This is a genomic window from Bradyrhizobium sp. INPA03-11B (genome assembly GCF_040446015.1).
GTDB classification, from domain to species: domain Bacteria; phylum Pseudomonadota; class Alphaproteobacteria; order Rhizobiales; family Xanthobacteraceae; genus Bradyrhizobium; species Bradyrhizobium macuxiense_A.
In genome coordinates this window covers 12,201-32,306 of record NZ_JASGSR010000058.1, presented here as the reverse complement: position 1 = coordinate 32,306, position 20,106 = coordinate 12,201, and the positions used below count along the sequence as shown (strand labels likewise).

The following is a 20,106-nucleotide window of genomic DNA, read 5'->3' as shown; positions in this document are numbered from 1 at the left end:
GTTTTCAAGCGAAGTGGACGCCGGTTCGCGTGAAGACAACGCGTCAAAACGAGGAGCTCTACGCGCTCTTACGGGTATCGTCCTGACTGCTCTTCTGCTCGCCGCGCGCGCTCTCAAGCAGCTTCTCCTCATGCGCGATCAGCTTCTTGGATTCCTTCAACGCGTGATACAGGTCGCCATTGAGGATGAAGTTGTTGACGCTTTCAATGAAGGGCCAGGCGCTCGGCATCGCGGTGATGATGTCGCGCACCAGGCTGAAATAAGTCGGGTGGTGCGCCATCGGATCCGGCGACAGATACATCAGCTGCACGGCGAGATAGATCAGCTTCGCCGGCGTGTCCGCGGTCTCCGGCGTCAGGATATCCTTCTCGCGCAAGATCGGGATGCGGTCGCCGTCGATCAAGAGGCGGGCACGCTGATCGGTGTTGGTGATCACGCAACTGCCGACGATGATGCGCTCGTTCGGTTTGAGTTCGACCTTCAGGGCCATGACCGTTCTCCTTTGCCGGGCAGTCGCGTGATGTCGTCGCTAGCGGAACGAAGTTGTGCTCGGCACTGCTTAGCAGCCGCCGTCGCGGCCCGGGGCCGATACGACAGCGATCCTTTCCCATGATGGTTAACGCTTGGTGAATGACGAGCCGGCGCAGGCGCCGGCATTCGGCCGGATTAGGCAATCGTCTCAGTAGTTTTCGCGGCGAACTTCGCGCAGCGGCGACAATTTTATTCTTCGGCATTTGAATCAAATGCCGTTCTGGAGATTTCTATTTCCTTCGCGGGCGCGAACGCAGGATGGGCCATCCGCGCGGTCAGAAAGGACTGGCGCGGTTTTGTCCTCAGTTTCACACCAGAAAGGTATGAAAATGTCCGGTATCATTCTCTCCTCCTCCGTTCGCCAGAACCTCCTCTCCCTCCAGTCCACCGCCGATCTGCTCTCCACCACGCAGAACCGCCTTGCCACCGGCAAGAAGGTCAACACGGCGCTCGACAACCCGACCAACTTCTTCACCGCCCAGTCGCTCGACAACCGCGCCAGCGACATCAACAACCTGCTCGACGGCATCGGCAACGGTGTGCAGGTGCTGCAGGCTGCCAACACCGGCATCACCTCGCTGCAGAAGCTGGTCGATACCGCGAAGTCGATTGCCAACCAGGTGCTGCAGAGCCCGACGGGCTACACCACCAGGTCGTCGGTCACCTCGAACGCGGCGCTCGGCGGCACGTCCGCCAACCTCGTTGACGGCACCACGATCAAGAGCGGCGACGTGCTGGCGATCGCGGCCTCGGCCGGTCAGCCCGCCTTCTCCTTCACCTTCGGGGCCAGCTCGTCGCTGGCGCAGCTGAACACGGCGCTGTCGGCCAGCAACCTGACGGCGAGCCTCGACAGCTCCAACAAGCTCGTCATCACCACGACCAATGACGCGGCGTCCTCGACGATCGGTGCGACGACCTTCACCAACACCGGCGGCGGCACCGCGACGTTCAGCGCAGCCGGCACGGCTCCGGTTGCCGACACGGCGTCGCAGTCGGCGCGTGCGGCCCTGGTGCAGCAGTACAACAACACCATCTCGCAGATCACGACCACGGCGCAGGATTCATCGTTCAACGGCATCAACCTGTTGAGCGGCGACAGCCTGAAGCTGACCTTCAACGAGACCGGCAAGTCCACGCTCAGCATCACCGGCGTCAAGTTCGATGCCGCAGGCCTCGGCCTGAAATCGCTGACCGCGGGCACCGACTTCCTCGACAACAACTCGGCGAACAATGTCATCGCCTCGCTGAGCACGGCGAGCTCCTCGCTGCGCAGCGAAGCCTCGACGCTGGGTTCGAATCTCTCGATCGTGCAGATCCGTCAGGACTTCTCGAAGAACCTGATCAACGTGCTGCAGACCGGTTCGTCGAACCTGACGCTGGCCGATACCAACGAGGAAGCGGCCAACAGCCAGGCGCTGTCGACCCGCCAGTCGATCGCGGTCTCGGCGCTCGCGCTCGCCAACCAGAGCCAGCAGAGCGTGCTGCAGCTGCTGCGCTAAGCGCGCCAAACCTTGGATTCAGGAACGGCGGGGGCAACCCCGCCGTTTCTCGTTTGTCTCCGGGATATTACGGTATCTGTCCATGCCGTAAGAACGGCGCATTTCGTAACGTCCGCTAACCATATTTAAAGGCGCCGGATGCATAGATATCGAGCGCTAGAATTGCGTCTCCGCGGCTCGAGAAATCCGCATCCCATCGAGGTCATTAATGTCGAATGCAGCCCAGGCCTACGCTCGTACCTCAACGACGACGGCGTCCCCCCGTGAAATCGAAGCGCAGGCGCTCTTGAAGGCCGCGCGGCAGCTGCAGGAAGTCCAGGCGAACTGGAACGGCCTCGACAAGGCGCTCGATCATGCATTGCTGTTCAATCGCCGGTTGTGGTCGATCTTCCTCAGCGCGGCAGAGGGCGACGACAATCCGCAGCCGCTCGAGGTGCGTCAGAACATTGCCAACATCAGCGTGTTCGTGATGAAGCAGACCATCGACATCCAGATGAATCCGGACCCGGCGAAGCTGAAGTCGCTGATCGACATCAACTGCAACATCGCCGCCGGCCTCTCGGGTCGCGGCTGATCGGGTTCGCAACGGAGCTCTCGGCATGGCCGATGTGTTGAGCATCCTGTCCGCCAACTACAAGGCTGCCGGCCTCACGGTGCCGTCGAAGACGCCCTATGTGGCGGTCGATCCGAACCTCTATCAGGGCAGCTGGAGCGGCAAGTACGCCAACAACAAGTCGTTCAACATCTCGGTGTCGAACGTCGAGGGCTTCCGCGCCAAGGTCCACTATCAGAGCGACGGCACCAACAAATATCAGGACGTGCTGATCAAGGACAGCGCGTTCCGGATCGGCGATACCAAGTTCTCGCTGGTGCAGCAGGGGACCGCGCTGATCGCCAATGTCGTCACCGATCCGGCCACCGGATCGACCTATCTCGACAAGGCCTACGCCACCCAGAAGTGAGGGATCGTTCGCTGGCGTCTAGGCGCGGCGGTCGGTTGCGCGCGCCCGCGTCGGCGCGTCCTTGCTGAGATCGAGCGCGTGGAAATAGGCGCGGCGGCGCAATACGGCTTCTTCGGGAAACTGCCTCACCACCAGGTTGGTGCGATTGTCGACCACCTGGTAGACCACGGCGCGTGCGTCGCGATCGATGATGACCTGGTCGGTGACCGATGGCGCCTGATTTGAAATGGACGCATTGACGGCGTTCGGGTCGATCGTGACGCGCACGCTCGGCTCCGGAGCGGTGACGCTCTGGCTCGCGGGCAATTCGGTCTTCACCGCCTTCTGCGCCGTATCGCTCACCGGAGTGATCATCGGCGCTGCAACCGGTGCCCCCACCGGCTTGATGTTGAAATCTGTACTCATGGCAGCCTCGTAGTGCACAGGCACTAGTTTGCTTGAGTCAAATCCCAACCCCTCACGATCCGCAACTCTACGGGGAACCTCTCAATAGGGTGTTAGGGAACACGCTGAATGCCGCGCTGCCGGAAGCGTGTCGAATTGAGCTAAATTGTCGGCTTGTGCGCGTCAGAGCGTGCGGCTGACGGCGATCGGCGTCATGTTGCGCGGACCTGGCGCGGCGCGCTGTCCGTTCGCGGTGTAGGTGTTCGGGATGTTGCGGCGCTGCACCTCGGCGTTGACGCCGCGCACGATGCCTTCGGAGACGGCATGCGCGGTCGCGAGCACCGTCAAATTGACTTGCAGCATCGCGCGGAACGTCTCGTGATGACGCCGCAGCGTCGCCAGCAGTTCGGGGTCGGTCTGCGACAGCATCTTCTGCATCGACTTCAGATGCTCGACCGCGAGCATGTAGCGCCGCGACAGCTCCGACTTCTGCGCCTCGAGCTGCATGCCCTCGCGGATCTTTCCGGCGCGGACGAACTCGGTCTCCTGCTCGACGACGACGAGCAGCGCGCTCATCACCTCGGTCAGCTCGTTGGCAAGACGCGCGACGTCGGGAGGCGTCGACGTCGCACCCCGCGCGGCGGGGGCGGCTGACCGGTGCTGTGGACGCTGGTTCATCGCGCTGCTCCTTAGCTCTTGTTCGCCTGCTGCAGGATCAGCGAGCGGAACACTTCGTTGGAAATGCCGACGCCGCCGGACTTGGCGAAATTCTTCGAATACTCGTCGGTCAGCATCGAGCGCCACGGCCCGGTGCCGACCGTGTCGCCGTAGGGGCCTTCGCCCTTCAGGCCGGTCGTCATCTGCGAGAACATCGTGTTGAGGAACATCGATTCGAAATCGGTCGCGGTCGCCTTCGCCTTGGTGACCTGCTGCGGCGTGACCTTCTTCATCGCGTCCTGCAGCACCGGATCGGGGCGGCCGTTGAACATCGGCATCAGCGCCTTGTTCGGCATGCTGCCGGTGGTGCTGTTGATCAGGCTCGCCATCACATCACCTCGATGTCGGCTTCGATCGCGCCGGCGGCCTTGATCGCCTGCAGGATGCTGATGAGGTCGCGCGGTCCGATGCCGAGGCCGTTGAGGCCGTCGACGAGCTGTTGCAGCGAGACGCCGTTTCTGACGAGCGCAAATTTCTTGCCGTCCTCGCTGACGCCGACGCTGGTGCGCGGTGTCACGACCGTTCGGCCGCGCGACAGCGGATTGGGCTGGCTGACCTGCGGGGCTTCCGAGATCGTCACGGTGAGGTTGCCCTGGGCCACCGCGACGGTCGCGACGCGAACGTCGCGGCCCATCACGATGATCCCGGAGCGCTCGTCGATCACGATCCTCGCCACGAGATCGGGGTCGACCTGCAACTGTTCGATCTCGGTCAGGAAGGCGACGACGTTGCCCTTGAACTCCGGCGGGATCGAGAGCTGCACCGTGGACGGATCGAGCGGCTCGGCGGTTTTGACGCCGAGATAGTCGTTGACCGCGGCGGCGATCCGCTTGGCGGTGGTGAAATCGGCGTTGCGCAGCGCGAGCCGCACGTTGGGCAGGCGATTGAGCGCGAACTCGATCTCGCGTTCGATGATGGCGCCGTTGGCAATTCGGCCAACGGTCGGCACGCCACGGACGACGCTGGCAGCGGCGCCTTCGGCCGCGAAGCCGGCGACCGCAACCGATCCCTGTGCCACCGCGTAGACATTGCCATCCGCGCCGAGCAGGGGGGTGACGAGCAGGGTGCCGCCCTGCAGGTTCTTGGCGTCGCCGAGTGCGGACACGGTGACGTCCATGCGCGTGCCCTGGGTGCCGAATGCCGGCAGGTTGCCGGTGACCATCACGGCGGCGACGTTACCGGTACGGATGGTGGCGCCGCGGATATTGACGCCCATGCGCTCGAGCATCGCTTGCAGCGATTGCTTGGTGAAGGGGATGTTGTTGAGCGTGTCGCCGGTGCCGTTGAGGCCGACCACGAGGCCGTAGCCGATCAGCTGGTTCTGCCGCACGCCCTCGATATTGGCGAGGTCCTTGATCCGCGACGTCGCGGCCGCGGGCATGGCGGAAGCCGCCAGCGCCAGCAGCGCGGCGCAGGCCAACCCGAATAAGCTTACGATGCGGATGCCGGGCATCCCGATGCTCCCCTCAAACTCACTGGCGGATCACGCGACACTCCCATGACGGCGATCCGCCATTAACCATGCGAGCTGCGTGCCACTTCGTTTCGTTGAGGCAATGTACTGATATATTTACCGAAATTTTCGGGCTCCCGTTTGGCTGGGGTTGGCCAGGGAGCGCGAAACTGCCGTGCGGCGGCAGAAATTGCCGGGTCATTTACGCATCGTTAACCATAAAACGGCGATGCTTGCGGAATACAGGCCTGCGGGATCACCCTGATGCGCATCTACGGACCGAACGGCACCACGCTTGGCACGTCCACCAGCTCCACGCGGCGCACCTCGTCGAGCGGCTTCTCGCTGCCGGACGCGACGACCGCGCAGGAGGAGGTTCGCTCCACTGCTGCGCCGAAGGCCGCCGCCAGCCTCGATGCACTGCTCGCGCTGCAGGGCGTCGAAGACCCGACCGAACGCCGCAAGCGCTCGGTGGCCCGCGGCAAGGGCGCACTCGACGTGCTCGACGCGCTCAAGCTCGGACTGCTGTCCGGCAATTTCGATTCCTCCACCGTGAACCGCCTGCGCGATGCCGCGGCGAGCCTGAAGGAATCCTCCGGCGATCCTGGCCTCGATGCCGTGCTCGGCGAGATCGAACTGCGCGTCGAAGTCGAGCTCGCCAAGGCCGGGCAATACTAGGCTCTTTCTCGATCAAGTAATCTGCCTTACGCCGCCAGCGCCTTGCGCTGCTGGTCGTAGCGGCGTTGCGCGGCCAGCACCTCCTTCAGATTCTGTTCGGCCCAGTCGCGCAGCGGATCGACCGCCTCGGCGAGCGTCGAGCCGAGCGGCGTGATCGAATACTCCACGGTGACCGGGACGGTTGCGATCGCCCGGCGGCGTAGCAGCCCGTCACGCTCCAGGCTCTTCAACACCTGCGACAGCATCTTCTGCGAGATGCCTTCGATGGCGCGTCGGAGCTGGTTGAAGCGCATAGGCTCGCCGCGCAGCAGCAGCAGGATCAGCACCGCCCATTTGTCGCCGACCCGGTCGAGGATCTGGCGCGTCGGGCAATTGGCGGCATAGGCGTCCGGCTTCAGGCTGGCGGCTTTCATCGGGTTACTCCGGCGTAATCAGGTGAGACAAGAGTGCCTTCTTCACACTTACATCCATTTGGCTATCTAGTCACCATTGGAAACTAGCAATCGGAGACTTGAGATGAAGATCGCCATCGCCGGTGCGTCCGGCCAGGCTGGCTCGCGCCTGACCGCGGAACTGGCCCGCCGCGGCCATGCCGTCACTGCCATCGCCCGCAACCCGGAGAAGATCGCAACCCTGCCGGGTGTCACCGCCCGGAAGGGGGACGTGAACGACCAAGCGGGCCTCGCCGCGCTGTGGGCCGGCCACGATGCCGCGATCAGTTCCGTCCATTTCTCGGTCAGCGACCCCCTCAAGCTGATCGGGGCGGCCAAGGCCTCCGGGGTCGGCCGCTATCTGGTGGTCGGCGGCGCCGGCAGCCTGGAAGTGGCCCCGGGCGTTCGCCTGGTGACGACCCCGAACTTTCCGCCCCAGTACAAGGCCGAGGCCTCGAAGGGGGCCGAATTCCTTGACCTGCTGCGTCAGGAAAAGGAGCTGAACTGGACCTTTCTGTCGCCCTCGGCGCTGTTCGTGGCGGGCGAGCGGACCGGCAAGTTCCGGCTCGGGACCGACCAGCTTTTGACCGCTGCCGACGGCAAAAGCTCGATCTCGTTCGAGGATTTCGCAGTTGCACTCGCCGACGAAATCGAGCGCCCGGCCCATATCCGACAGCGTTTCACGGTCGGCTATTGAGGGGGGCGGGGCGGCCCCCGGGCAGGGCGGATAAGTTTGCCTGTGCAAGGCCTTGGGGGCGGCCCGCCTTTCGCGGTGGCAGATATTGTCTGTCACATGACGTGGCTATATAAGGCGCCGCGCGGAGGGGTCCTGTTCCCTCCGCCTGACAGGGACATGGCTGCCTTTGGAAAAGCTGAAGAACTACCGGCCGACTGAAAAAGAGCCTTTCATGAATGAGCGGCAGCGCGACTATTTCCGCGCCAAGCTGCTGGCCTGGAAGGATGAGATCCTCCGCGAATCGAAGGTCACGCTGCAGACGTTGCAGGAAGAGAACGTCAATCACCCCGACCTCGCGGACCGAGCTTCCTCGGAAACCGACCGCGCGATCGAACTCCGTGCCCGCGACCGTCAGCGCAAGCTGATCTCGAAGATCGACGCGGCGCTCCAGCGCATCGAAGACAACACTTACGGCTATTGCGAAGAGACCGGTGACCCGATCTCGCTGAAGCGGCTCGAAGCCCGCCCGATCGCAACGCTGTCGGTGGAGGCGCAGGAACGCCACGAGAAGCGCGAGAAGGTCTATCGCGACGAATAGTGGCGGCCGGCCACCACAGATTGATTCCGGCGCGCACCGGTTATAGGTTCGCGCCGCCATGATGACACGCACTCTCAACATCGCATCGGTCTTCTTCCTGGGCTGATCCCGTTTCCGACGGGAAACACGCTTCCACAAGGAAGCGCTGATCGCGCGGCAAGCTCCGCTTGGCCGGGTTCCAGTGAACCGAATGGGCCGGTCAGGTTCCGCGCAGCGCGGACCATCGATGGCTGGCGACAGTTTGAGAGACAATCATGATTAGTCGAGACGACGCGCGTGCGCTGAGCGACGCGCAAATCGCCGGGCGCGCGCGGATGAACCTCGAGCAAATGGGTGCCGACTGCGAGGTCGCGCTGGCGACGGGCGAGGCGGGCACGGTCTATCTGTGCCATCCGTTCCTCGTCCATGCCGCGCAGATCCATCGGGGAAAGCGGCCGCGCTTCATGGCCCAGCCGGCGAGCCGTATCGGCTCGAGCGCGACGATGGTGCGTACTCGCCGGTCGAGATCGCGATCCGGCAGGCGCTTGGTATGCGCTGATCGCACGTCGATCTGAAGGCGAGACGATATTCAGGTCAGTTCGGCTCCGACTGTCGCCTCGCTTGCCAGCGCACTGCGGCGCAGGCCGTAGGTCTTCGACCACGCCAGCAATTCGCGGAACGCCGGCGTCAGGCCCCAGGCCGAATCCGTCAGCTCGTATTCGACCTGCAGCGGCTTCTCGGCGAGCACCTTGCGCGCCACCAAGCCATCATGCTCGAGCTCGCGCAGCTGTGCAGTGAGCATATGCTGGGTGATCGGCACGAGTGCGCGGCGCAGCGCGCCGAACCGCACGCCGCCATGCATCAGTGTGAACAGGATCTCGAGCTTCCACTTGCCGCTGAGCGCGTGGATCGCCTGCTTGGAGTCGATCAGCAAGGTCGGGTCGGTTGGGCAGCTGTCGCAGTCACCGACGTCACAAATATCCGTGGTATTGTTTTCCATACCGGTCTCGATTTTCATTCTACTTGCTCGAACAGAGATAGTGACCAGATGCGGCCTGTGCAGGGTGGGCGGTGCGACGTCCGACCCCGCCGAACCATGGAAAGGGCGAGGACATGAGCACGGTGTTGGTCACGGGCGGAACGGGTTTCATCGGCGTGCATACCATTCTGCAACTGCTGGCCGACGGGCACGTGGTGCGAACCACGGTGCGCAATCCGGACCGCAGCAAGGACGTGATCGCGATGCTGCGCGAGGGGGGCGCCGATACGGCCGACCAGGTCGGCTTCGTCACCGCGGACCTGCTGAGAGACGACGGCTGGCGCGAGGCGGCCAGCGGTTGCGATTACGTGCTGCATGTCGCATCGCCGCTCGGCTCCAACGTGCCCGAGGACGAGAACGAGCTGATCATTCCGGCGCGGGAAGGCACGCTGCGGGTGTTGCGCGCGGCGCGCGACGCCGGCGTCAAGCGCGTCGTCGTCACCTCGTCGTTTGCGGCGATCGGCTACGGCCATCCGCCGCAAGCCAAGCCGTTCGATGAGACCGTCTGGACCAATCTCGATGGCCCCGACGTGCAGGCCTATCCGAAATCCAAGACGCTGGCCGAGCGCGCCGCCTGGGATTTCGTCGCGCGCGAAGGAGGCGGCCTCGAGCTTGCCGTGGTCAATCCCACCGCCGTGTTCGGCCCGGCGCTCGGTCCCGACTTCTCCGAGTCGATCGGCATCATCAAGGCGCTGCTCGACGGCGTGATGCCGGCGGTGCCTCGGATCCATTTCGGCCTCGTCGACGTGCGCGATGTCGCCGACCTGCATCTGCGCGCCATGACCTCGCCCAAGGCCAAGGGTGAGCGGTTCCTCGCGGTCGCCGGCGAGACCATGTCGGTGCTGCAGGTGGCCCGCCTGCTGCGCCGGAAGCTCGGCAGCAAGGCGCGGCGCGTGCCCCGGTTCCAGGCGCCGGACTGGATGATGCGGCTCGCCGCGCGGCGCAATCCGCTGGCCCGCGCCGCCCTGCCGCTGCTCGGCAAGGTGCGCCGCTCGACCAGCGCCAAGGCGCAGAACCTGCTCGGCTGGCGGCCGCGCGGCAATGAGGAGATGATCCTCGCGACCGCCGAGAGCCTGATCAGGCTCGGCCTGGTCAAGGCCTGACTGCCTCTCCCGTCCGGCGTGCTTGCCAGACGCGTCGGCGAGTGCTGAATTGCCGTGAGCAGACGGAAGGCGCCACCGCGCCACCGTGACCAACAGGGAGGCTGCGCAGATGGATCGGGTCCTCGCGGCCGCTAAGGCGATTGCCAGCGCGCGTCGCAACCGCACGCCGCTCAAGGCGCTTCCGAAGGACGTCGTGCCGCTCGACGAGGCCGAAGGCTACCAGGTGCAGTACGCGCTGCACGATTTGTTGCAGCCGCAGGTCGGCAGCCTCGTCGGCTACAAGATCGGCTGCACCAGCGCCGTGATGCAGGAGTACATCAACATCCCGCATCCCTGTGGCGGCGGCGTGTTCGAGAAGGTGGTGCATGACAGCGGCGTGCAGCTGCCGGCGGCCGATTTCGTCCATGTCGGCGTCGAATGCGAGATCGCGGTGAGGCTGGCGCGCAATCTGGCTGCGAGCGAAGCGCCGTTCACCGCCGAATGGGTCGCGGAAGCGATCGAGGCCTACCATCCCGCGATCGAGATCGTCGACGACCGTTACGTCAAATGGGAGACGCTCGGTGCGCCGACATTGATCGCCGACGATTTCTTCGCCGCCGGCTGCGTGCTCGGCGAAGCCGTGCCGCGCATCACCGCGCCCGATCTGCGCGAGATCGTGGGACGCGCGATGGTCAATGGCAAGGAGGAGGGCCGCGGCACCGGTGCCGACGTGCTCGGTCATCCCCACAACGCGCTCGCCTGGCTTGCCAATCATCTGGCCGCCGAGGGGCGTGGCCTGCATGCCGGCCAGATCGTCATGACCGGCAGCCTGGTCAAGACGGTGTGGCTGAAGGCGGGTGATGTGGTCGTGATGGAGCTCGACGGGCTCGGCAAGGTGGAAGCGACGTTCACCTGAGGTGACGTTGGATTGACGAGCCCGTCCCCACAAAAAGATGTCGTCCCCGCCTCGTGCGCAATTGTGCACGGGAGCCGGGACGCGCCGCGGCCGTTGTTGTGAACGGGGCTCGTCGTTCCGGCGATGCGCAACAATCAGCATTCGTGGTTATGGGTCCCTGCTTTCGCAGGGACGACACTGAGTGCACGGAGCGATCTTGCGTGCTCTCAGCGTCGGGACGTCACGTCACTGTTTCCTACAGTTGATCGTTGGTGCACATCAGGACCTTGCCGTCCCACAGGCTTCGGACCGCGTCGAACGGCACGGCCAGCCTGGCATATTTGCGATTGAACCAGACGCCGACCTCGAAGCCGTCATCCCTGACCACAAGCCGATCGAATTCGTGCTGCAGGATGATCGTGATCTCCTCGGGGTATTGCTCGATCACGGCGGCGGGCAGCTTCACGCCATCGGCCCGGGTTGCGAAGGTGATGTTGACCGGCCGGTCCTCCGCGGCACGGCGCAGCAACGCGGTCATTTCGATCCGCTTCTGCGCGGTGTTGCAGGGCTCGACGCCGGCGCGTGCCGGGAACGAGGCCGCGACCAGCAGCAGCACTCCAGCCATCCGTCCGCGCCGGCGCCACATCCGCCTTCTCCATCTCGCTCACGCGATGTCGTTCTTGGCTTCTGTGGTCGCAGGCCGCGTCGAGGTTCAAGTCGCCGGCCGCTTGCCGTCCGTGACCAGCTCGACCTTGCCGTCGGTCAGCCGATAGACCGCGCCGACAATCCTGAGCTTGCCCTGATCGACCGCGGCGTTGAGGATCGGCGTCGCCGTCTTGAGCTTCGCGACATTGTCGATGACGTTTTGCCTGATGGCGTTGGCGAGGTGGTCGCCGGGCTTGCCCTCGGTCGCCTTCACCGCCGGGCCGATCGCAGTGACCAGCGAGGGCAGATGGCCGGGCAGGGTGGTGTTGTCCTTCAGCGACTTGATCGCAGCATCGACCGCCCCGCAGCTGTCGTGGCCGAGCACCATGAACAGCGGCACGCCGAGCACCGATGACGCATATTCAAGGCTGGCGATCATCTCGTCGCTGGCGAAATTGCCGGCGACGCGGCAGACGAACAGATCGCCGCGGCCGGTATCGAAAGCGTATTCCGGTGCGATGCGGGAATCCGCGCAGCTCAGGATGCCGGCGAACGGATTCTGTCCGCCGGCCAGCGCCTCGCGCTCGTGCTTGAAATCATGCCGCCGCGACACGCCCTCGACATAGCGGAGATTGCCCTTCACCAGCCGGTCGAGCGCGGCGTCCGGCGGCAGCACGTTCTGCGGCTTCGGCGGCGGCTTTGTCTCCTTGGCTGATATCGGCGGTGCGAAGGCGAGGCTGGCGGCGGTGCACGCCGCGGCGGCGAGGAAGTGGCGCCGGGAAGTCCGGCCGGGAGGTGTGACGTCGCAGAGCTGGCACATCAAGGTTCTCCGTGAACAAGGACCGCATCCGCGCGATATGTGTAGGTGATGCGCTGGGTCTTCGCAACGGCGTGCGTTGACGCGCTCGGGGCCGCGACGTCCACGTCGTCGTCCTGGCGAAACCCAGGACGACGATGGCGATGGTTCTCGATTCAAGATGTCAAACACGCGGTGTCATCACCCGCGAAAGTGGATGATCCAGTATTCCAGAGGCAGTCGTTGTTGAGCCGATGGGCCGCGGCGTACTGGATCGCCCGGTCGAGCCGGGCGATGACAGCTGAGGATGGGCACGCAGCTTCGCGGTCTCGCGACATGATTGCCCGAGCTTTGCATTTCGTTTCGCCCTCTCATCGAAGAGGGCGCAGGGAAAGCCGGGTGCCGATCGCACCCATCCTGCGATCCACAACCCATTCGCGGTCGTAAATAACCATTGGGTTATGTGAGCAAGGGAGGGCCGGTGGGTTGAGCTACTGAACGGCATGAAATTCCCGCTCAAATCGTGTCTGCAAGTTCCCTGTTGACTAATCCATAGCTGGCCGGTTATACGTTTATCCATAACCAACGGGTTATGGATCGCAAAATGCCAGACGCTCACGACGTGCTGTTTCGAACCCTCGCAGACCCGACCCGCCGGGCGATCTTCGAGCGCCTGTGCCGCGAGGGTGAGCAGACCGTCAGCGCGCTGACGGCGCGGGCGAGGATTTCTCAGCCGGCGGTGTCAAAGCATCTCGGCGTGCTGAAGCAGGCCGGCCTCGTGCGCGATCGCCATGAAGGACGGCAGACACACTACAGCGCGCAACTCGGTGCGCTGGCGCCGCTGATCGACTGGACCAGCCAGATGGCCGGCTTCTGGCAGAACCGGTTCGACCACCTCGAAGATCTCCTCAAAAGGATGGACCAATGAACAACACCACCCCTGAGACGCGCTCGGCGATCGTCGAACGCGAATTTCCTCATCCGCCGGAAAAGCTCTGGCGCGCGCTGACCCAACCGCATCTGATGGAGGAGTGGCTGATGAAGAACGACTTCAAGCCCGAGGTCGGGCACAGCTTCAATCTGCGCGGCGAGTGGGGCGGCGTGCTGGACTGCAAGGTGCTCGCCATCGAGCCGCACAAGACGCTGTCCTACACCTGGAATTTCGCGCATGAGGATGCCGCCTACAATCTCGAGAGCGTGGTGGTCTTCACGCTGACCCCGACGCCGCGTGGCACCCATCTGCGCGTCGAGCAGTCCGGCTTCCAGCCGCATCAGAAGCAGGCCTATGGCGGCGCCCATGCCGGGTGGAAGCAGTTCCTCGAGAAGCTCGATCAGCTGCTGGTGCGCGAAGGCTGACACTCATCATGTCGTCCATCAGCTGTGACTGAGATGTTCGCTAGTCCATCCCCGTCATTGCGAGGAGCGATAGCGACGAAGCAATCCATGCGTCAGCGCGTGCGGAGTGATGGATTGCTTCGCTTCGCTCGCAATGACGATCGTACTTACAATATCCCCCAACAGGAGGTCACATTGAACTGGAACAACTTCATCAGGCAATCGCATCGCTGGCTCTCGATCGTCTTCACGGTCGCCGTCATCATCAACATCATCGCGATGGTCCTGCAGCAGCAGGCGACCTGGATCGGTCTGCTGGCACTGTTCCCGCTGATCCTGATGCTGCTCAGCGGCCTGTATCTGTTCGCGTTGCCCTATCTGGCGCCGCGGCGCCGGCTCGGGGGATCGACCTCGGCATCGCAAGTATGATTGATTGAGGCAGCCGAGGCAACGCGAGGCAGCAATGACGGCATCGGAACGTATCGACCGGATGATCGAGGATCTCACCGACTGGCGCGGCAAGACGCTCGCCAGCCTGCGCAAGAGCATCCTCGCCGCCGATCCCGGCATCATCGAGGAGTGGAAGTGGATGGGCAGCCCGGTGTGGTCGCGCGACGGCATCATCGCGGTCGGCAACGCGCACAAGGGCAAGGTGAAACTGACCTTCATGTACGGCGCGCAGCTCCCGGACCCCGACAAGCTGTTCAACACCGGCTTCGAAGGCAATGTGCGGCGCGCGATCGACCTGTTCGAAGGCGACAAGATCAACGCCCCCGCGTTGAAGGCCCTGATCCGCGCCGCGATCGAGCTCAACCAAGCCAAGTCGAAGAAATCAGCGAAGAAGTCGGCGAAGAAAGCCGCGGGCGCTGGCGCAGCCGCGAAGAAGAAGCCGTGAGCCGCGATTGAGTGTTAGCCGCCGGCTCGCGCGCTGAGGCCGCGCAGGGCAGGACCTGGCCTGTCATCTGTTCGACGATCGTTCCTTGATCGCGGAGACTGCTCTGAAAACGCACCCGCCGGCCAGGGCCCCGACGAACATGAGAGGCGGAAGCACGGTGCCGGGCGCGAACATGATGAGCAACGCTATGGCCTGACCGACTTGTGTCGAATGATCCGACATGGCGTGGGCAAACAGGAGCGGCAAAATCAGCGCGACTGCTCCGCCGAACAGAAAGCCTCGCCAGAATGATCCGTCCATCAAGACGACCGCCTTTCCTTATCCCGTGCGTGCCGTTTGCGGTGCGAACCATTCTAGTGCGTTGTGGTACGCATGTGAGCGGCAAACTCTCAATTCTCCCTTAAGGCTATCCGTCAAGATGATCAGAACCTGGCTCGCCACTTCGTCCGACACGGACGCGATCTCGGCGCTGCTGACGGCCAATTCCGGCGCAACGCCGCCGCTCCCGAATTGTCGTTGAGCGATCCCCGTTGCGATGCTGCAATCGCGGAGCAAATGGCGTGCCACGCGTCAGCTCGGTGTTTTCAGGCAGATCGCGACGATGCGGCGCGCGCCTGACGTGCCGCGGGAAAGTTCTGCCGGGTGAAGTTGGCCGGAGGAGCGGCCGTTACGCCATCGTATGCACGATCACTGGACCAGCAACCCGTTGCAGCCATCATGCCTTCGTATGCACGATCACTGGACCTGCAACAGCGGTGGCCTGGCCGACCAGCAAGGGACCGAGATTGTCGTCGATCCAGGCCAGTGCGCGGCGATTGGCTTCCTCGGCGCCGGCATGATTGTTGAAGACACTGATCGCGGTGACGGTGTCGTCGCCGGCATAGACCACGTAATAGGCCATGAAGCCTTCGACATCGCTGATGATCGGGATCGCGCCTTCCTTGATCCGGCGCGCGAGTTCTTCGGCGGTGCCGGTCTTTGCCTTGGCCTGACGGATGGCGGCATACATGGCTTGCTCCTTCCGGCTGGATCGATCGAGCTGCGCGTGACGCGCAGGGATGATCGTACGCCGGCTCGGGCGCGGACGCCATCGGGAAGGGGACGGATCAGACGAAGCGCTTGCCCGCGAACGGATTCGGCGCGCGGCGGCTGACGGTGGGCCTTGGCAGCCTTGCGAGGCCGGCAGAAGCCGGCGCGGATTTCGGCGGCGGCGTTGGCGCGGCCTCCGGTTGCTGCAGAAACAGCGTGGCCTCGAACACCACGCCGGGGGCCTGCTTGGCCGTTCCCATGCACACCGCGCGATTGCCGCTGAACGAGCCGGTCAGCTCGGCCTCGACCTCGTCGCAGCCGAACACCGTGGTGAACGGGCCTTCGGCATATCGGCGCGTCGTCAGCACCGCGGTGAAGCGGTTCTCATCGAGCTGATAGGAGCCGCCATAGGTGAACATGGCGTCGCCGCCGCTGATCCTGCCATTTGCGAGCTGGACTATTCCGGTGCCTTCGCCGCGCGGCGTCCGGAACCACGCCGCATATTGCCCGTCTCTTTGCATGACCGTCATACAAACAGAAAACCCTGCGTTGTCCTCTTGCTACGTTGCAAGCGCCGGGACTGCCACTGCGCGCTGCTGTGACGGTTAACGAACCGAGAAGGCGATCGCACGACTTTCGCGAGGCGGTATCGGACTGGTGCGCGAAAACAGCGCGAGTGCATGCGACCGGTCACAAGAGCCTCTCCGTTCCGATTGAATTGGAACGAGGCTCTTGGTTTGTCTTGACGCGCTCCAAATGCCACGGCCCTCACCAGGGGAGCTGGCGAGGGCCGTGTTGGTACACCGCGCCGCGCCTAGGTTCGCGACGAGATGTGGGAGCTCGTGAAAGTCTTACTCAGGCATGATCCTGATCCGAGACCTTCGGGATCATGCGGCTAGAAGGGCAGGAGCACGTCGAGAACCTGCTGGCCGTAGCGCGGCTGTTGCACGTCGGTGATCTGGCCGCGGCCGCCATAGGCGATGCGGGCCTGGGCGATCTTCGAGGAGTCGATGGTGTTGTCGCTCTGGATGTCCTCCGGGCGCACGATGCCGGCCACGATCAGCTCGCGGATTTCGAAGTTGACCCGGATCTCCTGCTTGCCCTCGACCACCAGATTGCCGTTCGGCAACACCTGGGTGACGACCGCGGCGACGCTGGTCTGCAGCGCTTCCTGCCGATTCACCGAGCCCTTGCCGTCGCTGGACGCCGTGGACTCGGCGGTCAGGATCTTTCCGGGCAGGATCTTGTTGGCTTGCGTGATGGTCTGCGAGCCCAGGAAGTTGGTGACCCCGGAGTCTTCCGAATTGGTGCGGCTGCGCTGGGTCTCGTTGGCGATCGCCGCCTTGTCGGTGAAGTTCACCGTGATGGTCAGCAGGTCGCCGACGCGCGCGGCGCGCTGGTCCTTGAAGAAGGCGCGGGAGCCGCTGCGCCACAGCGAGTTCGGGCTGTAGGAGGCGACCTCGGGCTTCGGCATCGGCATCTGCACCGGCTTGTAGCCGGGCTGCGTCGTCGGATTGTCGATCGACGTCAGCTTCGGCTGCTCGCCGATCTGGGAGAGACGGTCGATCGACGAGCAACCGCTGGCGATCGTTCCGAGTGCGAACAGCGCACCGGTCAGGATGAGGCGGTTGATACGGTACTGGGACATGAACTTTACTCGGCGTTTGGTGCGACTGAACTCAGCTTGACGGGAGCGGAATCTGAAGAAGTGGCGTCGGCGCTCGGTGCCGCACGCGGGGTCGCGACCGAGATCGAGACCTCGCCGCGGCCGGTGACGACGCCGGAGACGGCGCGCTTGGACTGCAAGTTCATCACGCTGACGACGTCGCCCTCGGCGCCACCGTCCATCGCCTTGCCGCGGATGGTGAGATAGATGCCGGCGGTGCGGTAGATCAGCATGACGTTCTGGTCGCGGGTGACGAGATCGGGTTTCGCCATGTCGGCGACGCGCAGTGCCTGGCCGGCGCGGAGCTGGCGACGCATCTGCATGCCGATGGTGCCGTCGCGCGTCGCCGCGTCGTTGCCGATGTCGGCCTTCGGACGGCGTTCGATCATCACGTCGGAGGCCTTCAGCACGTCGCCGCGTTCGACATTGCGGGTCAGCACGGCGGCCTCGATGGTCTCGATCGCGGTACCGGTGAGGCGCAGCTTGTACGGCGCCGCGCCGGAATCGTTGCTGATCTCGAAGGTGACGTCGAAGCGCGTCGAGCGCGGGTCGTAGCGCACGGCGATCGGCTGCATCGCGCCGGTGTTGGTCGCCTCCAGTCTGATATCGCCGGGATCGCGGTCGAAGGTCAGTGCGATGTTGCCGGCCCGGCCGAGGCCGTGGCGGCCCTCCAGCGCGCGCGACAGCTGCTGCTCGATCTCCTTGCTGTCGATGGTGCGCGCCAGCCGCGTGACCGTGATCTCCTTCAGCTCGCGGGTGTCGACGCCGATCACCTGGTGCGCACGCAGCACGTTGAGCACCTGCGCGACCGGCAGCGTGCCCGTGGTGCCGAGATCCGGCGCGCGGTAGACCGCGACACTGCCGGCGCTGCCGGCATTGTCGATGAGATCGCCGACCCGCACGATGTCGTCCGCGACCGTGATGCTGGCGCGCAGCGTCGGCGCCGCGATGGTCTCGCTGCGGCTTTGCGCGGCAGCCGAACTCATCGAGGCGGTGAGAAGTGCGGCGGCGATCAGGAGTGAGCGGGCGATCATCGACATCATCCTCAGCGGAACAGGTTAGAGGTCGACTGCATCATCTGGTCGGCGGCGGAGACCACCTTCGAGTTCATCTCGTAGGCGCGCTGCGCCGCGATCAGGTCGGAGATTTCCGAGACCACCTCGACATTCGCCTGTTCGAGGTTGCTCTGCTGCATGTCGCCATAGCCGTCGGTGTTGGCGGTGCCGTCCTGGGGCTGGCCGGAGGCCGGCGTTTCCTGGAACAGGTTGTCGCCGATCGGCATCAGCCCGGCCTTGTTGATGAAGCGGGTCAGGCCGATCGTGCCGATGTTGGTCGATGCGGTCTGGCCCGGCAGCGTCACCGAGACCTGGCCCTGCGCATTGATGGTGAGGCCGGATGCGTTCTGCGGGATCGTGATCGTCGGCTGCACCAGATTGCCCTGCGCGTTGACGATGCGGCCCTGGTTGTCCATCTGGAACGAACCGTCGCGGGTGTAGGTGAAGGCGCCGTCCGGCATCAGGATCTTGAAGAAGCCCTCGCCGCGGATCGCGATGTCGAGATCGTTGCCGGTGGGCGACAGCGTGCCCTGGGTCATCATGCGCGGTGTGCCGACGGTCTTCACGCCGCCGCCGAGGTCGATGCCCATCGGCATGATGGTATTCTGGTCGGAAGCCTGCGCGCCGACCCGGCGCACATGGTCGTAGATCAGGTCCTGGAACGCGGCGCGCTGCTTCTTGAAGCCGGTGGTGCGCAGGTTCGCGATGTTGTTGGAGATCACCTGAACGCTGAGTTCCTGTGCCGCCATTCCGGTCGCTGCGGTATAAAGTGCGCGCATCGGTCAATCCCCCGGATCAGTTCGGCACGTCGGCGAGCTTCTCGATCGCCGATTTGTGCAGGTCGCTCTGCTGCTGCAGCAGGGAGGCGATTTGGGTGTAGGTCCGCGTGATCTCGATCATGCGGCTCATCTCGACGACGGAATTGACGTTCGACTTCTCGATGAAGCCCTGGCGGATTTGGGACTTGGTGTCCGGCAGCGGCTGCGCGCCTTCGCCGGGCGCGTAGAGATTGGAGCCTTCCTTGAGCAGGCGCTGGGCCTGCGCGAACGAGACGAGGCGCAGCTTGCCGCGGATCGAGTCGAGGCGGGACGTGCCCTCGAGCACGGAAATGTTGCCGTCGGGGGCGATGTTGACGTCGTGATCGGTCTGCTGAAACGTGATCGGGCCGGAGGTGCCGAGCACCTGGTAGCCGGAGGCGGTGACCAGCTGGCCGCGGTTGTTGATCTGAAGATTGCCTTCGCGGGTGTAGCGCTCGCCGGCCGGCGTCTGCACCACCAGGAAGGCGTTGCCGTCGATCGCGACGTCGAGCGGGTTCTTGGTCTCTTCGGTCGGACCCTGCGAGAAGTCGTGGAAGGTCGCGCGGTCCTGCACGAACGAGATGCGGCGGTCGCGAGCCGCGAAATTGTCCTCATGCGCGTTCGAGGAGAGATACTCCTGGAACAGCGATCGGTCGGCCTTGTAGCCGTTGGTGGTCATGTTCGCGATGTTGTTGGAAACGACATCCATCTGCCGTTCCAGCACCATCTGCTTCGATAGTCCGACCAGAAGCGTATTCTGCATCGGCGGTTCTCCCCTGTGAGGTGATCCGAATGCAGGGTTCTCCCAAACCCTCACGCCGGACCCGTCAGTAACCATTGGGTTCTCCCAAACCCGCTGGTCACGTCGTCCTCTCAGCGAAAGCCGTGCCAACTTGAAATGTTGAGGTATTTGAGTGGATTAGGCGTCTAGCCGGGGGCGCGGAGGGCGGCAGAAAGGTCTTGT

The 20,106-nt window shown here is 64.2% G+C and carries 28 protein-coding genes and 1 pseudogene; 13 read left to right on the top strand and 16 right to left on the bottom strand.

The features are described 5' to 3' along the window. Positions 1-58 precede the first annotated feature (58 nt). Positions 59-490: a flagellar biosynthesis repressor FlbT gene (flbT, locus tag QMZ05_RS23515; RefSeq protein ID WP_353702891.1), complete on the bottom strand. Its 432-nt coding sequence runs from the start codon at positions 488-490 to the stop codon at positions 59-61. 370 nt (positions 491-860) lie between these two features. Between flbT and QMZ05_RS23510 the strand changes: the two genes are divergently transcribed. From QMZ05_RS23510 to QMZ05_RS23500, 3 genes are all read left to right on the top strand, one after another. Continuing rightward, complete coding sequence (locus QMZ05_RS23510; RefSeq protein ID WP_353702890.1) at positions 861-2,030, top strand: flagellin; 1,170 nt, start codon at positions 861-863, stop codon at positions 2,028-2,030. Positions 2,031-2,238: 208 nt separating this feature from the next. Next, the gene (gene flaF / locus QMZ05_RS23505; RefSeq protein ID WP_029085370.1) at positions 2,239-2,604 is read left to right on the top strand and encodes a flagellar biosynthesis regulator FlaF; all 366 of its coding nucleotides are present in this window, start codon (positions 2,239-2,241) and stop codon (positions 2,602-2,604) included. A gap of 25 nt (positions 2,605-2,629) precedes the next feature. Next, complete coding sequence (locus QMZ05_RS23500; protein WP_353702889.1) at positions 2,630-2,992, top strand: hypothetical protein; 363 nt, start codon at positions 2,630-2,632, stop codon at positions 2,990-2,992. An 18-nt stretch (positions 2,993-3,010) separates the two neighbouring features. Here the strand turns inward: QMZ05_RS23500 and QMZ05_RS23495 are convergent, their stop codons facing one another. The 4 genes from QMZ05_RS23495 to flgI all read right to left on the bottom strand — a co-directional run bounded on the left by QMZ05_RS23495 (position 3,011) and on the right by flgI (position 5,546). Then, positions 3,011-3,397: a hypothetical protein gene (locus tag QMZ05_RS23495; RefSeq protein WP_074131709.1), complete on the bottom strand. Its 387-nt coding sequence runs from the start codon at positions 3,395-3,397 to the stop codon at positions 3,011-3,013. 162 nt (positions 3,398-3,559) lie between these two features. Next, complete coding sequence (locus QMZ05_RS23490) at positions 3,560-4,054, bottom strand: hypothetical protein (protein ID WP_353702888.1); 495 nt, start codon at positions 4,052-4,054, stop codon at positions 3,560-3,562. Positions 4,055-4,065: 11 nt separating this feature from the next. Further along, positions 4,066-4,389 carry a flagellar assembly peptidoglycan hydrolase FlgJ gene (flgJ, locus tag QMZ05_RS23485; protein WP_353702906.1) on the bottom strand — a complete coding sequence of 108 codons (324 nt, stop codon included), beginning with the start codon at positions 4,387-4,389 and terminating at the stop codon, positions 4,066-4,068. 32 nt (positions 4,390-4,421) lie between these two features. Beyond that, positions 4,422-5,546, bottom strand: a complete 1,125-nt coding sequence (gene flgI / locus QMZ05_RS23480; protein ID WP_353702887.1) for a flagellar basal body P-ring protein FlgI — start codon at positions 5,544-5,546, stop codon at positions 4,422-4,424. Positions 5,547-5,810: 264 nt separating this feature from the next. Between flgI and QMZ05_RS23475 the strand changes: the two genes are divergently transcribed. Then, positions 5,811-6,224, top strand: a complete 414-nt coding sequence (locus tag QMZ05_RS23475; RefSeq protein WP_028337694.1) for a flagellar assembly protein FliX — start codon at positions 5,811-5,813, stop codon at positions 6,222-6,224. Between the two features lie 26 nt (positions 6,225-6,250). On the opposite strand, the gene QMZ05_RS23470 is transcribed toward QMZ05_RS23475, so the two are convergent. Further along, positions 6,251-6,637 (bottom strand): helix-turn-helix domain-containing protein, encoded by a 387-nt coding sequence (locus QMZ05_RS23470; RefSeq protein WP_279705601.1) that lies wholly within the window; start codon positions 6,635-6,637, stop codon positions 6,251-6,253. A 103-nt stretch (positions 6,638-6,740) separates the two neighbouring features. Here QMZ05_RS23470 and QMZ05_RS23465 point away from each other — a divergent pair, with 103 nt between their 5' ends. The 3 genes and pseudogenes from QMZ05_RS23465 to QMZ05_RS23455 all read left to right on the top strand — a co-directional run. Next, positions 6,741-7,352: an NAD(P)-dependent oxidoreductase gene (locus QMZ05_RS23465; protein ID WP_353702886.1), complete on the top strand. Its 612-nt coding sequence runs from the start codon at positions 6,741-6,743 to the stop codon at positions 7,350-7,352. Positions 7,353-7,563: 211 nt separating this feature from the next. Further along, entirely contained in the window at positions 7,564-7,929 is a 366-nt protein-coding gene (gene dksA, locus QMZ05_RS23460) for an RNA polymerase-binding protein DksA (protein WP_021077973.1), read from the top strand. 263 nt (positions 7,930-8,192) lie between these two features. Beyond that, positions 8,193-8,467, top strand: a pseudogene (locus tag QMZ05_RS23455) (phytanoyl-CoA dioxygenase); the annotation flags it as partial. A gap of 30 nt (positions 8,468-8,497) precedes the next feature. Here the strand turns inward: QMZ05_RS23455 and QMZ05_RS23450 are convergent. Continuing rightward, entirely contained in the window at positions 8,498-8,908 is a 411-nt protein-coding gene (locus QMZ05_RS23450) for a helix-turn-helix domain-containing protein (protein WP_353702885.1), read from the bottom strand. Positions 8,909-9,021: 113 nt separating this feature from the next. On the opposite strand from QMZ05_RS23450, the gene QMZ05_RS23445 reads away from it, so the two are divergent. Together QMZ05_RS23445 and QMZ05_RS23440 are read left to right on the top strand one after the other, a co-directional pair. Beyond that, positions 9,022-10,050 carry an aldehyde reductase gene (locus QMZ05_RS23445; protein ID WP_353702884.1) on the top strand — a complete coding sequence of 343 codons (1,029 nt, stop codon included), beginning with the start codon at positions 9,022-9,024 and terminating at the stop codon, positions 10,048-10,050. Positions 10,051-10,159: 109 nt separating this feature from the next. Then, positions 10,160-10,945, top strand: coding sequence for a fumarylacetoacetate hydrolase family protein (locus tag QMZ05_RS23440; RefSeq protein ID WP_353702883.1), 786 nt, complete (start codon positions 10,160-10,162; stop codon positions 10,943-10,945). Positions 10,946-11,180: 235 nt separating this feature from the next. Here QMZ05_RS23440 and QMZ05_RS23435 read toward each other — a convergent pair whose 3' ends face one another. Both QMZ05_RS23435 and QMZ05_RS23430 read right to left on the bottom strand, forming a co-directional pair. Further along, the gene (locus tag QMZ05_RS23435) at positions 11,181-11,570 is read right to left on the bottom strand and encodes a ClpXP protease specificity-enhancing factor SspB (RefSeq protein ID WP_146987957.1); all 390 of its coding nucleotides are present in this window, start codon (positions 11,568-11,570) and stop codon (positions 11,181-11,183) included. 66 nt (positions 11,571-11,636) lie between these two features. Continuing rightward, on the bottom strand, positions 11,637-12,389 hold the full coding sequence (locus tag QMZ05_RS23430; protein WP_353702882.1) for a carbonic anhydrase: 753 nt from the start codon (positions 12,387-12,389) through the stop codon (positions 11,637-11,639). Positions 12,390-12,969: 580 nt separating this feature from the next. Between QMZ05_RS23430 and QMZ05_RS23425 the strand changes: the two genes are divergently transcribed. From QMZ05_RS23425 to QMZ05_RS23410, 4 genes are all read left to right on the top strand, one after another. Beyond that, on the top strand, positions 12,970-13,293 hold the full coding sequence (locus QMZ05_RS23425; RefSeq protein WP_074129070.1) for a metalloregulator ArsR/SmtB family transcription factor: 324 nt from the start codon (positions 12,970-12,972) through the stop codon (positions 13,291-13,293). Continuing rightward, positions 13,290-13,721, top strand: coding sequence for an SRPBCC domain-containing protein (locus QMZ05_RS23420; RefSeq protein ID WP_353702881.1), 432 nt, complete (start codon positions 13,290-13,292; stop codon positions 13,719-13,721). Before QMZ05_RS23425 ends, QMZ05_RS23420 begins: the two co-directional genes overlap by 4 nt. Positions 13,722-13,895: 174 nt before the next feature. Continuing rightward, the gene (locus tag QMZ05_RS23415) at positions 13,896-14,129 is read left to right on the top strand and encodes a hypothetical protein (protein WP_353702880.1); all 234 of its coding nucleotides are present in this window, start codon (positions 13,896-13,898) and stop codon (positions 14,127-14,129) included. A gap of 34 nt (positions 14,130-14,163) precedes the next feature. After that, entirely contained in the window at positions 14,164-14,595 is a 432-nt protein-coding gene (locus QMZ05_RS23410; protein ID WP_353702879.1) for a DUF1801 domain-containing protein, read from the top strand. Between the two features lie 63 nt (positions 14,596-14,658). On the opposite strand, the gene QMZ05_RS23405 is transcribed toward QMZ05_RS23410, so the two are convergent. The 7 genes from QMZ05_RS23405 to flgF all read right to left on the bottom strand — a co-directional run bounded on the left by QMZ05_RS23405 (position 14,659) and on the right by flgF (position 19,905). Further along, complete coding sequence (locus QMZ05_RS23405) at positions 14,659-14,895, bottom strand: hypothetical protein (protein WP_353702878.1); 237 nt, start codon at positions 14,893-14,895, stop codon at positions 14,659-14,661. Positions 14,896-15,310: 415 nt separating this feature from the next. Then, entirely contained in the window at positions 15,311-15,604 is a 294-nt protein-coding gene (locus QMZ05_RS23400) for a hypothetical protein (protein ID WP_021077961.1), read from the bottom strand. Positions 15,605-15,701: 97 nt separating this feature from the next. Then, entirely contained in the window at positions 15,702-16,145 is a 444-nt protein-coding gene (locus QMZ05_RS23395) for a hypothetical protein (protein ID WP_353702905.1), read from the bottom strand. A 374-nt stretch (positions 16,146-16,519) separates the two neighbouring features. Continuing rightward, a complete protein-coding gene (gene flgH / locus QMZ05_RS23390; protein ID WP_353702877.1) occupies positions 16,520-17,272 on the bottom strand; it encodes a flagellar basal body L-ring protein FlgH in 753 nt (250 codons plus the stop codon). Between the two features lie 5 nt (positions 17,273-17,277). Further along, the gene (gene flgA / locus QMZ05_RS23385) at positions 17,278-18,333 is read right to left on the bottom strand and encodes a flagellar basal body P-ring formation chaperone FlgA (RefSeq protein WP_353702876.1); all 1,056 of its coding nucleotides are present in this window, start codon (positions 18,331-18,333) and stop codon (positions 17,278-17,280) included. 2 nt (positions 18,334-18,335) lie between these two features. Then, complete coding sequence (gene flgG / locus QMZ05_RS23380) at positions 18,336-19,124, bottom strand: flagellar basal-body rod protein FlgG (protein WP_353702875.1); 789 nt, start codon at positions 19,122-19,124, stop codon at positions 18,336-18,338. Positions 19,125-19,140: 16 nt separating this feature from the next. Next, positions 19,141-19,905 (bottom strand): flagellar basal-body rod protein FlgF, encoded by a 765-nt coding sequence (flgF, locus tag QMZ05_RS23375; RefSeq protein WP_353702874.1) that lies wholly within the window; start codon positions 19,903-19,905, stop codon positions 19,141-19,143. Positions 19,906-20,106: the final 201 nt, after the last annotated feature.

Excerpts from the sequence above, each read along its gene's own strand:
- QMZ05_RS23500 (WP_353702889.1), top strand. The coding sequence starts at position 2,630 with ATGGCCGATGTGTTGAGCATCCTGTCCGCCAACTACAAGGCTGCCGGC.
- QMZ05_RS23445 (WP_353702884.1), top strand. The coding sequence starts at position 9,022 with ATGAGCACGGTGTTGGTCACGGGCGGAACGGGTTTCATCGGCGTGCAT.
- QMZ05_RS23495 (WP_074131709.1), bottom strand. The coding sequence starts at position 3,397 with ATGAGTACAGATTTCAACATCAAGCCGGTGGGGGCACCGGTTGCAGCG.
- flgG (WP_353702875.1), bottom strand. The coding sequence starts at position 19,124 with ATGCGCGCACTTTATACCGCAGCGACCGGAATGGCGGCACAGGAACTC.
- QMZ05_RS23400 (WP_021077961.1), bottom strand. The coding sequence starts at position 15,604 with ATGTATGCCGCCATCCGTCAGGCCAAGGCAAAGACCGGCACCGCCGAA.
- flgF (WP_353702874.1), bottom strand. The coding sequence starts at position 19,905 with ATGCAGAATACGCTTCTGGTCGGACTATCGAAGCAGATGGTGCTGGAA.
- flgH (WP_353702877.1), bottom strand. The coding sequence starts at position 17,272 with ATGTCCCAGTACCGTATCAACCGCCTCATCCTGACCGGTGCGCTGTTC.
- QMZ05_RS23450 (WP_353702885.1), bottom strand. The coding sequence starts at position 8,908 with ATGGAAAACAATACCACGGATATTTGTGACGTCGGTGACTGCGACAGC.
- QMZ05_RS23510 (WP_353702890.1), top strand. The coding sequence starts at position 861 with ATGTCCGGTATCATTCTCTCCTCCTCCGTTCGCCAGAACCTCCTCTCC.
- QMZ05_RS23435 (WP_146987957.1), bottom strand. The coding sequence starts at position 11,570 with ATGTGGCGCCGGCGCGGACGGATGGCTGGAGTGCTGCTGCTGGTCGCG.
- QMZ05_RS23470 (WP_279705601.1), bottom strand. The coding sequence starts at position 6,637 with ATGAAAGCCGCCAGCCTGAAGCCGGACGCCTATGCCGCCAATTGCCCG.
- QMZ05_RS23465 (WP_353702886.1), top strand. The coding sequence starts at position 6,741 with ATGAAGATCGCCATCGCCGGTGCGTCCGGCCAGGCTGGCTCGCGCCTG.
- flgA (WP_353702876.1), bottom strand. The coding sequence starts at position 18,333 with ATGATGTCGATGATCGCCCGCTCACTCCTGATCGCCGCCGCACTTCTC.
- flbT (WP_353702891.1), bottom strand. The coding sequence starts at position 490 with ATGGCCCTGAAGGTCGAACTCAAACCGAACGAGCGCATCATCGTCGGC.
- dksA (WP_021077973.1), top strand. The coding sequence starts at position 7,564 with ATGAATGAGCGGCAGCGCGACTATTTCCGCGCCAAGCTGCTGGCCTGG.
- QMZ05_RS23475 (WP_028337694.1), top strand. The coding sequence starts at position 5,811 with ATGCGCATCTACGGACCGAACGGCACCACGCTTGGCACGTCCACCAGC.
- flgJ (WP_353702906.1), bottom strand. The coding sequence starts at position 4,389 with ATGCCGAACAAGGCGCTGATGCCGATGTTCAACGGCCGCCCCGATCCG.
- QMZ05_RS23410 (WP_353702879.1), top strand. The coding sequence starts at position 14,164 with ATGACGGCATCGGAACGTATCGACCGGATGATCGAGGATCTCACCGAC.
- QMZ05_RS23425 (WP_074129070.1), top strand. The coding sequence starts at position 12,970 with ATGCCAGACGCTCACGACGTGCTGTTTCGAACCCTCGCAGACCCGACC.
- flaF (WP_029085370.1), top strand. The coding sequence starts at position 2,239 with ATGTCGAATGCAGCCCAGGCCTACGCTCGTACCTCAACGACGACGGCG.
- flgI (WP_353702887.1), bottom strand. The coding sequence starts at position 5,546 with ATGCCCGGCATCCGCATCGTAAGCTTATTCGGGTTGGCCTGCGCCGCG.
- QMZ05_RS23395 (WP_353702905.1), bottom strand. The coding sequence starts at position 16,145 with ATGCAAAGAGACGGGCAATATGCGGCGTGGTTCCGGACGCCGCGCGGC.
- QMZ05_RS23405 (WP_353702878.1), bottom strand. The coding sequence starts at position 14,895 with ATGGACGGATCATTCTGGCGAGGCTTTCTGTTCGGCGGAGCAGTCGCG.
- QMZ05_RS23420 (WP_353702881.1), top strand. The coding sequence starts at position 13,290 with ATGAACAACACCACCCCTGAGACGCGCTCGGCGATCGTCGAACGCGAA.
- QMZ05_RS23490 (WP_353702888.1), bottom strand. The coding sequence starts at position 4,054 with ATGAACCAGCGTCCACAGCACCGGTCAGCCGCCCCCGCCGCGCGGGGT.
- QMZ05_RS23430 (WP_353702882.1), bottom strand. The coding sequence starts at position 12,389 with ATGTGCCAGCTCTGCGACGTCACACCTCCCGGCCGGACTTCCCGGCGC.
- QMZ05_RS23440 (WP_353702883.1), top strand. The coding sequence starts at position 10,160 with ATGGATCGGGTCCTCGCGGCCGCTAAGGCGATTGCCAGCGCGCGTCGC.